Annotated in this window: 12 protein-coding genes and 1 riboswitch; of the genes, 10 read left to right on the top strand and 2 right to left on the bottom strand. The window is 39.7% G+C overall.

All coding sequences use genetic code 11. The features are described 5' to 3' along the window. The first annotated feature begins 20 nt into the window (after positions 1-20). From DXC23_RS07575 to DXC23_RS07550, 6 genes are all read left to right on the top strand, one after another. Positions 21-554 carry a DUF5662 family protein gene (locus DXC23_RS07575; protein WP_022235315.1) on the top strand — a complete coding sequence of 178 codons (534 nt, stop codon included), beginning with the start codon at positions 21-23 and terminating at the stop codon, positions 552-554. A gap of 476 nt (positions 555-1,030) precedes the next feature. Then, entirely contained in the window at positions 1,031-3,277 is a 2,247-nt protein-coding gene (gene pflB, locus DXC23_RS07570; protein WP_117705512.1) for a formate C-acetyltransferase, read from the top strand. Between the two features lie 7 nt (positions 3,278-3,284). After that, positions 3,285-4,025, top strand: coding sequence for a pyruvate formate-lyase-activating protein (pflA, locus tag DXC23_RS07565; protein WP_117705511.1), 741 nt, complete (start codon positions 3,285-3,287; stop codon positions 4,023-4,025). Between the two features lie 344 nt (positions 4,026-4,369). Further along, positions 4,370-4,468, top strand: a riboswitch (purine riboswitch). A gap of 77 nt (positions 4,469-4,545) precedes the next feature. After that, positions 4,546-5,922, top strand: coding sequence for an NAD(P)/FAD-dependent oxidoreductase (locus tag DXC23_RS07560; RefSeq protein ID WP_117705567.1), 1,377 nt, complete (start codon positions 4,546-4,548; stop codon positions 5,920-5,922). Positions 5,923-6,082: 160 nt separating this feature from the next. Then, on the top strand, positions 6,083-7,426 hold the full coding sequence (locus DXC23_RS07555) for an MATE family efflux transporter (protein ID WP_117705510.1): 1,344 nt from the start codon (positions 6,083-6,085) through the stop codon (positions 7,424-7,426). 18 nt (positions 7,427-7,444) lie between these two features. Further along, positions 7,445-7,957 (top strand): DNA-deoxyinosine glycosylase, encoded by a 513-nt coding sequence (locus DXC23_RS07550; protein WP_117705509.1) that lies wholly within the window; start codon positions 7,445-7,447, stop codon positions 7,955-7,957. 192 nt (positions 7,958-8,149) lie between these two features. On the opposite strand, the gene DXC23_RS07545 is transcribed toward DXC23_RS07550, so the two are convergent. Next, complete coding sequence (locus DXC23_RS07545; RefSeq protein WP_117705508.1) at positions 8,150-8,332, bottom strand: hypothetical protein; 183 nt, start codon at positions 8,330-8,332, stop codon at positions 8,150-8,152. 118 nt (positions 8,333-8,450) lie between these two features. Here DXC23_RS07545 and trmL point away from each other — a divergent pair, with 118 nt between their 5' ends. The 4 genes from trmL (at position 8,451) to gpmI (ending at position 12,849) form a co-directional block, all read left to right on the top strand. Continuing rightward, complete coding sequence (trmL, locus tag DXC23_RS07540; protein WP_022235308.1) at positions 8,451-8,963, top strand: tRNA (uridine(34)/cytosine(34)/5-carboxymethylaminomethyluridine(34)-2'-O)-methyltransferase TrmL; 513 nt, start codon at positions 8,451-8,453, stop codon at positions 8,961-8,963. A 184-nt stretch (positions 8,964-9,147) separates the two neighbouring features. Continuing rightward, positions 9,148-10,359, top strand: coding sequence for a phosphoglycerate kinase (locus DXC23_RS07535; protein WP_117705507.1), 1,212 nt, complete (start codon positions 9,148-9,150; stop codon positions 10,357-10,359). A gap of 112 nt (positions 10,360-10,471) precedes the next feature. Next, the gene (gene tpiA, locus DXC23_RS07530; RefSeq protein ID WP_117705506.1) at positions 10,472-11,239 is read left to right on the top strand and encodes a triose-phosphate isomerase; all 768 of its coding nucleotides are present in this window, start codon (positions 10,472-10,474) and stop codon (positions 11,237-11,239) included. Positions 11,240-11,337: 98 nt separating this feature from the next. Further along, positions 11,338-12,849, top strand: a complete 1,512-nt coding sequence (gpmI, locus tag DXC23_RS07525; RefSeq protein WP_117705505.1) for a 2,3-bisphosphoglycerate-independent phosphoglycerate mutase — start codon at positions 11,338-11,340, stop codon at positions 12,847-12,849. A 510-nt stretch (positions 12,850-13,359) separates the two neighbouring features. Here the strand turns inward: gpmI and DXC23_RS07520 are convergent. Next, entirely contained in the window at positions 13,360-13,887 is a 528-nt protein-coding gene (locus tag DXC23_RS07520) for a hypothetical protein (protein WP_117705504.1), read from the bottom strand. Between the last annotated feature and the right edge of the window lie 82 nt (positions 13,888-13,969).

Raw genomic sequence — 13,969 nt, 5'->3', positions numbered from 1 at the left:
AATATGTTTGGTGATTGGATATGTTACATTTTATAAAACACTTCAGAACGATTACAAGACACAGGCATAAGGTTATTGCTCACTGTGCAAAGGCAGGAATACTTTGGCAGGGGTTAAGGCACGACCTTTCAAAATATTCACCGACGGAGTTTATTCCTGGTGCAAAGTATTACCAGGGTAACAGAAGTCCTAACGAAAAAGAAAGGGAGCTTTACGGCTACTCAAAGGCATGGATGCATCATAAGGGCAGAAACCGTCATCACTACGAGTATTGGAATGACTACAATCCTAAGACAAAGCAGATAGAAAATGTGGAAATGCCGCTTAATTATGTAATCGAAATGTTTTGTGACAGGGTCGCCGCAAGTAAAATATATAACGGTTCAAATTACAAAGACAGAGATTCTTTGGATTACTTCGGCAGGGTAAAGGGCAAACACCGTATGCACGAAAACACAGAGAAACTGCTTGAAGAATTACTTACAATGCTGAGTGAAAAGGGAGAAGAAGAAACTTTTGCTTATATAAGAAAATTAAGAAAAATCAAAAAATAATTTCTTTGTGATTTTAATGAATTCATTTTACCGATTTTGCGTTTTAAAGTACTGAAATGCTTTTGCCGCTTGTAAAGGACAGAACAAAAATCAACAAAATTTATGTAAAAACAAATAATAAAAAACAAGTAATTGTTAAATTTTTCACATATTAAAAAATATACCGAAAATCGGCGGCGCTATAAGCAAAAAATATAGGGAAAATTCGGCTTTTTTAGGCAAAAATAAAAAGCATTGGTATTTTTTGAAAATCCTTGACTTTAGCAAAAAAATGTGGTATTTTATATATGCTGATTTTGTGACGGAAACAATAAATCAGCAACGCAAGGCTTACATTGCCGTTTCGGCAAAAAAGCAATAAAATCAATTCAATGAGAGTTAATCTCGTCTATTGAAAATGCTTGAAGTGCCGACGGTTCAAATCAATACGGTTTGAGCCTTGTCGGTTTTATTTTTGAAATACAGGGGGTTATTCTATGCGTTCCGAATGGAGTAATTTTGTTGGCGGACTTTGGGAATCTGAAATCAATGTCAGAGACTTTATCCAGAAAAACTATAAGCCATATGACGGCGATGAGTCATTCCTCGTAGGTCCTACTGAGGCTACTGATAAGCTTTGGGGCAAACTTAAAGAACTTCAGAAAGAAGAAAGAAGTAAGGGCGGCGTGCTCGATATGGAGACTGAGGTTGTTACCTCTCTCACAGCTTACGGCGCAGCATACATTGACGAAGATCTCAAGGATCTTGAGCAGGTAGTCGGTCTTCAGACAGACAAGCCTTTAAAGCGTGCATTTATGCCTTATGGCGGCATCAAGATGGCTGAGCAGTCATGCCAGATGTACGGCTATGAGCCAAGCCCAAAGCTTCACGAAATCTTTACAAAATATCACAAGACACACAACCAGGGTGTATTTGATATCTACACACCTGAAATGAAGGTTGCTCGTCACAACAAGATTCTTACAGGTCTTCCTGATACATACGGCAGAGGCAGAATCGTTGGCGATTACAGAAGAATTGCTCTTTATGGTATTGATTACCTTATCGAGTGCAAGAAGGAAGACTTCGCTGAAACAAACCGTCAGGGTATGAGAAGAGGCGACTTCCAGCTTCGTGAGGAAATTGCAGATCAGATCAAGGCTCTTAACGGCATGAAGGAAATGGCTGCAATCTACGGCTTTGATATTTCTCAGCCTGCTAAGAACGCAAAAGAGGCTGTTCAGTGGCTCTACTTCGGCTACCTCGCAGCTATTAAGACTCAGAACGGCGCTGCAATGAGTGTCGGCAGAGTTTCTACATTCCTCGACATTTATATTGAGCGTGACCTTGAGAACGGTACACTCACAGAGGCTCAGGCTCAGGAACTTATCGACCACTTTGTAATGAAGTGCCGTATGGTTAAGTTCGCAAGAATCGAAAGCTACAACCAGCTCTTCTCAGGCGACCCGGTATGGGCTACACTTGAGGTTGCAGGTATTGGTATGGACGGCCGTTCACAGGTAACTAAGAACGACTTCCGTTTCCTCCACACACTTGAGAATATGGGACCTTCGCCTGAGCCAAACCTCACAGTTCTCTATTCTTCAAGACTTCCTGAGGGCTTTAAGAAGTACGCTTCTAGGATCTCAGTTCAGACAAGCTCAATTCAGTACGAGAACGATGATGTTATGCGTCCGGTTTGGGGCGATGACTACTCAATCTGCTGTTGCGTATCTGCAACAGAAACAGGTAAGGAAATCCAGTTCTTCGGCGCTCGTGCTAACCTTGCTAAGTGTCTTCTTTACGCTATCAACGGCGGTGTTGATGAAAAGACAAAGGTACAGGTAGGTCCTGAGTACAGACCAATTACTTCAGAGTACCTCGACTATGATGAGGTTATCAAGAAGTATGACGCTATGATGGATTGGCTTGCTCACCTCTATGTAGGCACACTTAATATGATTCACTATATGCACGATAAGTATTACTATGAGGCTGCCGAAATGGCACTTATTGATACTAACTGCCGTCGTACATTTGCAACAGGTATCGCTGGTTTCTCACACGTTGTTGACTCACTCAGCGCTATTAAGTATGCAAAGGTTAAGGTTATTCGTGACGAAGACGGTATTGCTACTGACTTTGAAATTGACGGTGAGTTCCCAAGATATGGTAACAACGATGAGAGAGCAGACGAAATCGCTGTAAACCTCCTCCGTAAGTTTATGAGCAAGATCAGATACTGCCACACATACAGAGATTCTGAGCCTACAACATCTATCCTTACAATTACATCAAATGTTGTATATGGTAAGGCAACAGGTTCACTTCCTGACGGCAGAAAAGCAGGCGAGCCACTTTCACCTGGTGCTAACCCATCTTACGGTGCAGAGCAGAGCGGTCTTCTTGCTTCACTTAACTCTGTTGCTAAACTTCCATACGAGTATGCACTCGATGGTATTTCAAATACACAGACAATTAGCCCGGACGCACTTGGCCACAATGATGACGAGCGTGTAAACAACCTCGTAAATGTACTTGACGGTTACTTTGATCAGGGTGCACACCACCTCAATGTAAATGTATTCGGTACAGAAAAGCTCATTGACGCTATGGAGCATCCTGAGAAGGAAGAGTATGCTAACTTCACAATTCGTGTATCAGGCTACGCTGTTAAGTTCATTGACCTTACAAGAGAGCAGCAGCTCGATGTAATCGCAAGAACTTGCCACAAGTCAATGTAATTTAATAATGGAAAATAAAGAGTTAGTCGGCTATGTCCACTCACTCGAAAGCTTTGGTTCTGTTGACGGCCCGGGTGTAAGATATGTAGTATTTCTGAGCGGCTGCGCAATGCGCTGTCAGTTTTGCCACAATCCCGACACCTGGCAAATGAGTAAGGGTACACCTTACACAGCAGAACAACTGCTTAAAAAAGCTATCGCATATCGCCCTTACTGGAAAAGTGAGGGCGGTATTACAGTTAGTGGAGGAGAGCCGCTTTTACAGATTGATTTTCTTATTGACTTTTTTAAAAAGGCAAAAGAGCTCGGTATAAATACAACGCTTGACACAAGCGGAAATCCGTTTACCAAAGAAGAGCCTTACTATTCAAAATGGAAAGAGCTTATGAAGTATACGGATTTGCTGTTGCTCGACATTAAGCATATTGATGACGAACAGCACAAAATTCTCACCGGGCAAACAAATGTAAATATTCTGCAAATGGCAAGAGAGCTTTCAGATATGGGCAAGCCTGTATGGATTCGCCATGTGCTTGTTCCGCAGAGGAGCGACTATGACGAGTATCTGTATCGTCTTGCTGATTTTATAAAAACTCTTAAAAATGTTCAGCGAGTTGAAGTTCTGCCATACCATACACTTGGTGTATATAAATGGAAAGAGCTTGGCATTGATTACAAACTCGAGGGCATTGATCCGCCAACACCCGAGAGAGTTCTTAACGCAAAGAAAATTCTCGGTTGCGAATAATAACCTAATATTTTTGGGACAGTCTGATGACTGTCCCTTTTTGATTAGATCTTTTATCAAAATTAGGATAAGTTATTGTTTAGCAGAGAGTTTTGTCAAACAATTATAAAAATTTGGTCAACCTTTTTAAAGGTTGTGGGTGTGGGCAAAGCCCACAAATACTTTTAGCTAACGCAAAGTTTTGATAGCCAAACAGCTTGCTGTTTGGCGGCTTGAACGAAACAGCAAAAGCCTTTAAAATTGCGATAGCAACAAGAAAAGCTGTTCATTATGCAATTAAGGAATATCCCTCTAATTTACATAAAAATAACAATAGCTATTGACGGTTGTAATATAATTTGCTATAATATTGCAGGTTCAAAGATTATATAAACTCGTAATACGGACGGGTGTATCTACAAACTGCCTTAAACTGTTTAACTATAATCCCCGAGTAGGGGCATATTATAGTTGTTTTTGGTGGTTTTTTTATTTGCCTTTACGCTTTACTTTTTAACATAAAGGAGAAAAATGAAAAATGATGAAAAAATATGATGTAATTATTGTCGGTGCAGGCCCGGGCGGTATTTTTTCTGCCTATGAATTAATTACTAACAATTCAGACCTCAAGGTTGCTGTTTTTGAAGAGGGCCATTTGCTTGAAAAAAGAAAATGCCCTATTGACGGCGACAAGGTAAAAAAATGTATTTCTTGCAAAACTTGTTCAATAATGAGCGGATTTGGCGGCGCAGGTGCTTTTTCTGACGGTAAATATAACATTACCAATGATTTCGGCGGTACTTTATATGAATATATCGGCAAGAAAAAGGCTATTGAATTAATGCACTATGTTGATGATATAAATATGCAGTACGGCGGCAGTGGTACTAAATTGTATTCAACGGCAGGTTCAGGCTTTAAAAAACTTTGCTTGCAGAACAAACTTAATTTATTGGACGCATCTGTTCGTCATCTCGGTACTGATAAAAACTACATTGTGTTGAATAACATATATAATTTTCTTAAGGATAAGGTCGATTTTTACTTTGACACTCCTGTCAGCAATATTGAAATTTTGGGTGATGATAAAGGATATATCATTAACACCGAAAAAGAAAGTTACGAGTGTGAAAAATGTATTGTTTCAGTTGGTCGAAGTGGAAGTAAATGGATGGAAAAAGTTTGCAATGACCTTAAAATTCCGACAAAATCTAACCGAGTTGACATTGGTGTTCGTGTTGAGCTGCCTGCTGTAATTTTTGCAAATCTTACAGACGAACTTTATGAAAGTAAAATCGTATATCGTACAGAGCAGTTCGAGGATAATGTGCGTACATTCTGTATGAATCCTAAGGGTAGTGTAGTTACAGAAAACACAAACGGCATTATTACAGTAAACGGTCACAGTTATGAGGACAAGGAAAAACAAACGGAGAATACAAACTTTGCGCTGCTCGTAAGCAAGCATTTTTCAGAACCCTTTAAAGACAGTAACGGTTACGGCGAAAGCATTGCAAGACTTAGTAATATGCTCGGCGGAGGAGTAATTGTTCAGCGTTTTGGCGATTTAATCCGTGGCCGCAGAAGTAACCCGAAAAGAATTGAGGAAGGTCTGGTTGTTCCTACACTGTCGGCTACACCGGGTGACCTTAGTCTTGTATTGCCGAAGAGAATACTTGACGGCATTATTGAAATGATTTATGCCCTTGATAATATTGCGCCGGGTACAGCGAATGATGATACATTGCTCTATGGCGTTGAGGTTAAATTCTACAATATGGAAGTTGAAGTTGACGAACACCTTGAGTCGCTTCATAAAGGACTTTATATTATCGGCGACGGCAGTGGTGTAACTCATTCCTTGTCACACGCAAGCGCAAGCGGTGTGTTTGTTGCAAGAGAAATTCTTAATCAGTAAAGTCAATAGAGAATATTTTAATTGTTCTCTGTATAACTTTTATTTGACAAATACTTGTACCGTGCTATAATGTAAGTAGAAAATTTGTGTGAATTTTTCAACAAAGTTTTTTCGTCACACCTTTTGCGGGGTGTGACTTTTTTGTTTTGGAGGAAATTTTATGGAAACCTGTAACAAAATGGAATATCAACCTATAAACAGATTAATAATTAAGATGTGCTTGCCGCCTATGATTTCTATGTTTTTGCAATATTCATATAATATGATAGACAGTATGTTTGTTGCCTGCATTAATGAGCAAGCTCTTGCGGCAGTATCTTTGTCTTTTCCGATTACAAATTTAATGAACTCACTTTCGGTGTGGATTGGAGTCGGAATAAATGTTTTGATTGCCGGTTATTTGGGGCAAAAAAGGCAGGACAAGGCAAATTCTGTTGTTACAATGGGATTGATTTTGTCGTTATCGGTTGGTATAATTGTTAATATAATTGTACTTTTGACTATGACACCGTACTATTCGGCTTTTACGGAGGACAGCCGAATTTTTGAATACGGCTGTATATATATGCAGATTTGTGCATTTATGCAAGTGCCGAATATGGTACATATTGCAATTCAAAAAATGCTGCAGGCTACAGGCAATATGATTTCTCCTATGTGGTTTCAGATTGCGGGAGTGGTGTTTAATCTTGTGTTTGACCCATTGCTTATTTTTGGAATAGGCCCTTTTCCTGAAATGGGAATAAAAGGAGCTGCTTTGGCAACCGTTTTAGGCTATGTTTTGTCAATGCTGATTTCATTATATGTAATTATGTTTACTAAGCAAAAGGTAAAACTGAAAATCAAGAGTTTTGTTTTTGATTTTCATATGTTTAAAAATATATTTGGATATGGATTGCCTTCGTTTGCAATGAATGTTTTAAGTTCATTAATGATAACTTTTGTCAATCTGTTTTTAGTCACATATTCTGATACGGCAGTGGCTTTTTTCGGAGCGTATTTTAAGGTACAGCAGTTAATATTTATGTCGGTAAACGGTTTAATTCAAGGTTGTTTGCCGATTATGCGTTATAATTACGGCGCAAAAAAATACGAACGGGTTAATCGGACATATCACAGCGGAACTGCGATAGCGGTGATTATAATGGCTGTAGGTACGCTTTTACTGGTATTGTTTCCGCGACAAATACTTTTGTTGTTTTCCGCATCGGAAAAAATGTGTTCTGTCGGAATACCTGCAATAAGAATAATGGCGCTTAGCTATTGCTTTGGCGGAGTATCTACCGTGATTGCCACTTATGTTCAGGCAATGGGTAAAATTGTACCGAGTATGGTTATTCAGGTACTTCGTCAAGGAATTTTATTGTTTCCTCTTATGTGGCTGTTGAACAATAACTTTAATATTATGGGAATTTGGTGGTCTTTTCCTCTGACTGAATTTATTGTATTTGCAATAGCCGTAATAATTGTAAAAATGAATGAATCACAAGTAAAGAATATTTAATCGGAGATTAAAACAGCTATGGCAAAAACAAACATACAAGAAGAATTACGGCTGCTGCACACCATACCGCCTGTGTTTAACCAAAATTCAAAAATATTAATTCTCGGCAGTTTTCCGTCCGTAAAATCACGGGAGGCGGAATTTTTCTACGGGCATAAGCAAAACCGCTTTTGGAAAGTGCTTGCCACACTCTTAAATGAGCGAATTTCGGAAAACACAGACGAGAAAAAGCAACTTTTGCTCACTAACGGCATAGCATTGTGGGATGTGATAAAATCCTGTACAATAACAGGCTCAAGCGACAGTTCGATAAAAAATGTTGTGCCAAATGATATTGACCCGATTTTGCAGACGGCAAATATATCGCAAATTTTTACAAACGGTTCGACCGCCGATAGACTGTATAAAAAGCATATTTATCCGTTTACACAAATGGAGGCGATAAAACTTCCGTCAACAAGTCCTGCAAATGCGGCATTTACACTCGACAAACTTTTACGGGAATGGAGTGTAATTTTAAAATACTTATAAAAGCACCGCATAATAAGCGGTTTTATGCTTGTTATGCGGTACTAAATTATGATTTAGTTTAGGTTTTGAACGGACATTGAAATTTTAGTTAACGCTAAATTATCCGCCAAAAAATAAAGAAAGTTTACTGAACCATAATTTATTCAACACTGAAAATCGGCAGCATCACTTAAAAATGATACTGCCGATTTTTTATCTGAACATATAGTGTGCGGTGTCAAGCATTGATTCCATTGTGCGGATTGCCTTGCCTGCTTTTTTCTTTAGCTTTGGATTTTCGTCATACATTTTTCTTCCGCAGCAGCCAACAGCTATGCCTGCCATCATACCTAAGGCAACACCTTTCATAATGTCTGTAATCGGTGAATGAAACATAAGTCTTTCCTCCTGTAAAAATTGTATTTATTATTTGAGCAAGATTGTTCTTGCAATATTATTGTTTACGATTTAAAATAGAATAAAACAGAATTTTGAATTTTTGGAGTGATAAGATTTGGCAAAGCTTAATATTGTGCTGGTAGAGCCTGAAATTCCGCAGAATACAGGCAATATTGCAAGAACCTGCGCCGCAACGGGAGCAAGTCTGCACCTTGTCCGTCCTCTCGGTTTTTATATTGATGACAAAAAACTAAAGAGAGCGGGTCTTGATTATTGGCACTTACTTGATATTACATATTACGATGATTTAAACGATTTTCTCGAAAAAACAAAGGGAGGCAGGTATTTTCTCTTTTCAACAAAGGGTACTCATATTCATTCAGATGCCGAGTATCCCGATAACTGCTATATTATTTTTGGAAAGGAAACCAAGGGACTGCCCGAAGAACTTTTGATGCAGTATCCCGAAAGCACGGTCAGAATACCTATGATTGACGAGGCAAGAAGTCTGAATCTTTCAAATTCAGTTGCCATTGCAACATATGAAGTGCTAAGACAGTGGAATTATCCGCAACTGCAGAGTATTGGCGAACTGCATAACCACAAATGGAGCGATGTTTTGAAGTAAATCTCATAAATATTTTGTGCATAAAAAATCCGTAAATTCAATTATTATACGAAAATTTTTTTGGGAATTGCTCGAAATTTTTTAGATTTATATTGATAAAACCAATGTTTTGATATATAATATAATTGACTGTAAAAATGCTATATTTTTACATTATTCTTCTATTAGAAAGGATTGTTCAATAATGAATCTTAATAAGGTTACAGTTGATGACATCAATGTAAAAGGTAAAAGAGTTCTCGTTCGAGTTGACTTTAATGTTCCGCTCAAAGACGGCGTTATTACAAATGATAACAGAATTACAGCAGCTCTTCCTACAATTAAAAAGCTTATCGCAGACGGCGGTAAGGTTATTCTTTGTTCACACCTCGGCAAGCCGAAGAACGGCCCAGAGGCTAAATTCTCACTTGCTCCTGTTGCAGTAAGACTTTCCGAGCTCCTCGGCAAGGAAGTTATCTTTGCTGACGACGACGAGGTTGTAGGCGAGAACGCTAAAAAGGCAGTTGCAGAAATGAAGGACGGCGATGTTGTTCTTCTTCAGAATACAAGATTCAGAAAAGAAGAAACCAAGAACCTTGAGCCATTCTCATCAGAGCTTGCATCTCTTGCAGATGTATTCGTAATGGACGCTTTCGGTTCAGCTCACCGTGCACACTGCTCAACAGCAGGTGTTACAGACCACATCAAGGATACAGCTGTAGGTTACCTTATGCAGAAGGAAATAAACTACCTCGGTAATGCAGTTGAAACTCCTGTTCGTCCTTTCGTTGCTATTCTCGGCGGCGCAAAGGTTGCTGACAAGCTTAATGTTATTTCTAATCTCCTTGATAAGTGCGATACACTTATCATCGGCGGCGGTATGGCTTACACATTCTTAAAGGCTCAGGGTAAGGAAGTTGGTCTTTCACTCGTTGACGATACAAAGATTGACTACTGTAAGGAAATGATGGCTAAGGCTGAAAAGCTCGGCAAAAAGCTCCTTCTCCCTGTAGATACAACAGTTTCTAAGACATTCCCTGATCCAATCGACGCTCCAATCGAGGTTGAGGTTGTAGATTCTTCTGCTATCCCTGCTGATATGGAAGGTCTTGATATCGGTACAAAGACACAGGCTCTCTTTGCAGATGCAGTTAAGACAGCTAAGACAGTTGTTTGGAACGGACCTATGGGCGTATTTGAGAACCCAACACTTGCAAAGGGCACAATTGCTGTTGCTAAGGCTCTTGCAGAAACAGACGCTACAACAATCATCGGCGGCGGCGACTCTGCTGCAGCTGTTATTCAGCTTGGTTTTGCTGACAAGATGAGCCACATCTCAACAGGCGGCGGCGCATCTCTTGAGTACCTCGAGGGCAAGGTTCTTCCCGGTATTGCAGTAATCGCTGACAAGAACTAATTTTTAGAATAAAATCAATAGGGGCGGAGTTTTCCGCCCTTAATGGTTTAATATAATAACAGACAACAATTTAAAATTTCTTATACATTAATTTTTGGAAAGGAATATTACAATGGACAAGACAAAGAGAAAGGCAATTATTGCCGGTAACTGGAAAATGAATAAAACTCCTTCAGAGGCTAAGACACTTCTTGAGGCTGTTGTTCCTGCTGTAAAGGATGCTGACTGCGAAGTAATCGCTTGCGTTCCTTTCGTAGATTTAAGCGTAGCTCTTGAAACAACAAAGGGCTCAAATGTTAAAATTGGTGCTGAAAACTGCCACTGGGCAGAGAGCGGCGCTTTCACAGGCGAAATTTCTGCTCCTATGCTCAAGGAAATGGGTGTTGAGTATGTAGTTCTCGGTCACAGCGAGAGAAGACAGTACTTCGGCGAAACAGATGAAACTGTAAACAAGAGAACAAAGGCTGCTCTTGCAGCAGGCTTAAAGCCAATCGTTTGCGTTGGCGAACTCCTTTGGGAGCGTGAGTGCGACATTACTGAGGAAGTTATCGCAAGACAGATTAAGCTTGACCTCTTCAATGTTACAGCTGAGGAGCTTAAGAACATTGTTATCGCTTACGAGCCTGTATGGGCTATCGGTACAGGTAAGACTGCTACTGCTGATCAGGCTGAGGAAGTTTGCGCATTTATTCGTGCAACAATCGCTAAGCTTTATTCACAGGCAGACGCAGACGCTGTTACAATTCAGTACGGCGGTTCTATGAATGACGGCAATGCTGACGAGCTCCTTTCAAAGACAAATGTTGACGGTGGTCTTATCGGCGGTGCATCACTCGTTGCTGAGAAATTTGCAGCTATCGTAAAGGCAGCAAGCAAGTAATTAAATTTTAGGGTACGGACGGCAAAAGGAAATAACTGTAATAAATTTGCAGTCAGTGTTCCCTGTGTCGTCCGTAATGTTTAGAAAGGATTTATGTTATGAAAAAACCATTAATTCTTATGATCCTCGACGGTTTTGGTATTGCCCCGGAGAAAGGTAATGCTATTAAAGCAGCAAATAAGCCAAATATTGATAAACTTTTCGCTGAGAACCCTGTTACTCAGATCGGCGCATCAGGTATGGATGTAGGTCTTCCTGACGGTCAGATGGGTAACTCTGAGGTTGGCCATACAAATATGGGTGCAGGCAGAATCGTATATCAGGAGCTTACAAGAATTACAAAAACTATTAATGAGGATAAGCTCAAGGAGAACGAGGCTATTGTAAACGCAATGGACAAGGCTCTTGAGAACGGCACAGCACTCCACCTTATGGGACTTCTTTCAAGCGGCGGTGTTCATAGCCACATTACTCACCTTTACGGTATTCTTGAGCTTGCAAAGAAAAAGGGCCTTGAGAATGTATATATTCACACATTCCTTGACGGCAGAGATGTTCCGCCATCAAGCGCTGCTGAGTTTATGGACGAGCTCCTTGCTAAGACAAAGGAAATCGGCGTTGGTAAGGTAGCAACAGTTTCAGGCAGATACTACGCTATGGACCGTGACAATAACTGGGATAGAGTTGAAAAGACATATGCAGCTATGGTTTACGGCGAGGGCGAAAAGGCAGAGTGTCCTGTATGTGCAGTTAAAAATTCTTACGATAAAGGCGTTACAGACGAGTTTGTAGTTCCTGTTGTAGTTGAGGGCGGCGCTCAGGTTAAGCCAAACGACAGCATTATCTTCTTTAACTTCCGTCCTGACAGAGCAAGAGAGATCACAAGAACATTTGTAGATCCTGATTTCAAGGGCTTTGAGAGAAAGAACGGATTTTTTCCTGTAAACTTTGTATGTATGACACAGTATGACGCTACAATGCCAAATGTTGATGTTGCATTTAAGCCGCAGACACTTAAGAATACACTTGGCGAGTATGTTTCAAACAAGGGTATGACACAGCTTAGAATTGCCGAAACAGAGAAGTACGCTCATGTAACATTCTTCTTCAACGGCGGTGTTGAAAAGCAGTATGAGGGCGAGGACAGAATCCTTGTTAAGTCACCTGCTGTTGCAACATATGACTTACAGCCTGAGATGAGCGCTTATGAGGTTACAGACAAGCTCGTACCTGCTATTGAGAGCGGCAAGTATGATATGATTATCTTAAACTACGCTAACTGCGATATGGTAGGTCATACAGGCGTGTTTGAGGCAGCTGTAAAGGCTGTTGAGGCTGTTGACACTTGCGTTGGCAGAGTTGTTGAGGCTATCAAGAAGATGGGCGGCGTTGCTCTTATTACAGCCGACCACGGTAATGCAGATAAGATGGTAGACGCTGACGGCTCACCATTTACAGCTCACACAACAAACCCTGTTCCATTCTGCGTAGTAGGCTATGATTGCCAGCTCCGTGAGGGTGGCAGACTTGCAGATATTGCTCCGACAATGCTCCAGATTATGGGCTTAGAGCAGCCTGCTGAAATGGACGGCGTTAGCCTTATTAAGTAATTTTAACTTAATAAATTTTGCATAAAAATAAGCTGTACTTGAATTATTCAGGTACAGCTTTTTGCTTGTGTGAATTTATTTTTTTGCCAAAGGTTTGGGTAAATTATGGTTTAGCACACAAAGTTTAGCTTAATAAATTCAAAATTTAGTTCAACCGTTTTTAAAGAGTTGCGGGTTTGGGCAGAGCACATAAAATAATAAAATTGCACTGATTTTCAATAAAAACAAGCAGTTGCAATTATATTATAGAATAACTAAATTTTAAATTACTCAAGACTTTAGTAGAAAACAAAAGTTCAGACTAATGAGTGGCAGAGAGGAAGAAAGTTATACTTGAATGTCAGTAAAGAAAAAGATATTCTAAAGGACACAAAAGTTTGCGTGTGTGCCTGATTTGCCCTTGAAAAGCGGCAAATTAGTAGTTTAGTAGCGTGGCTTTTCCTTTGTTGCTGTCGCATTTTTGACTATCGCCGTTATGTTCAAACCGCCAAACAGCAAGCCGTCTGGATGTTACAAATCAGTGATTGCCTCTTTAATGGCATTTGAAACAACGGTTTTTAAATGCGGGGCAGGCTCGTTACAGATTTTGTAATTATTATTTTTACATTCTTCTAAAAGTATCAGCAATTTTTCTTTACAGTCCGGCTTGTATTTTATAACGGTCTTGGTTGTTGAAATCAATATGAGAATTTCTGCAATGTTTTCGCTCTTGAACGCATTAAAATACTTTTCTTTAATGTCTTCCCACATCTCAAGGTAGTCGGCTACAAGGAGATTTGTGACTATTTGCCATATATTCCAAGATATAAAATTGTTGTACCTGTCAAGCGCTTTAGCAATATAATTAAAGTACGGATACAGCAACAGCGGAGTTTGCTCGCTAAGCTCAATAAGCACATTTTCGGCTCTGCAATCGGCATTGTCAATCATTAGGTTTATTAAAACAGGTATAACCATAACCTCGCTTTTTGCAAGCTCAACAAGGCTGCTGTCGTTTTCAGTTTCTGCTATTTGTATATAAATTTCATTAATATTCATTACAATTACCATTCCAATTATTATAATTATATATTACTATATTTTGAAATCGTTTTCAAGGTAAATGCTAAATTATGCAAAA

It is taken from the genome of Eubacterium sp. OM08-24 (assembly GCF_003438075.1).
GTDB lineage: Bacteria > Bacillota > Clostridia > Oscillospirales > Acutalibacteraceae > Ruminococcoides.
This window is presented reverse-complemented; position numbering and strand designations above follow the sequence as displayed.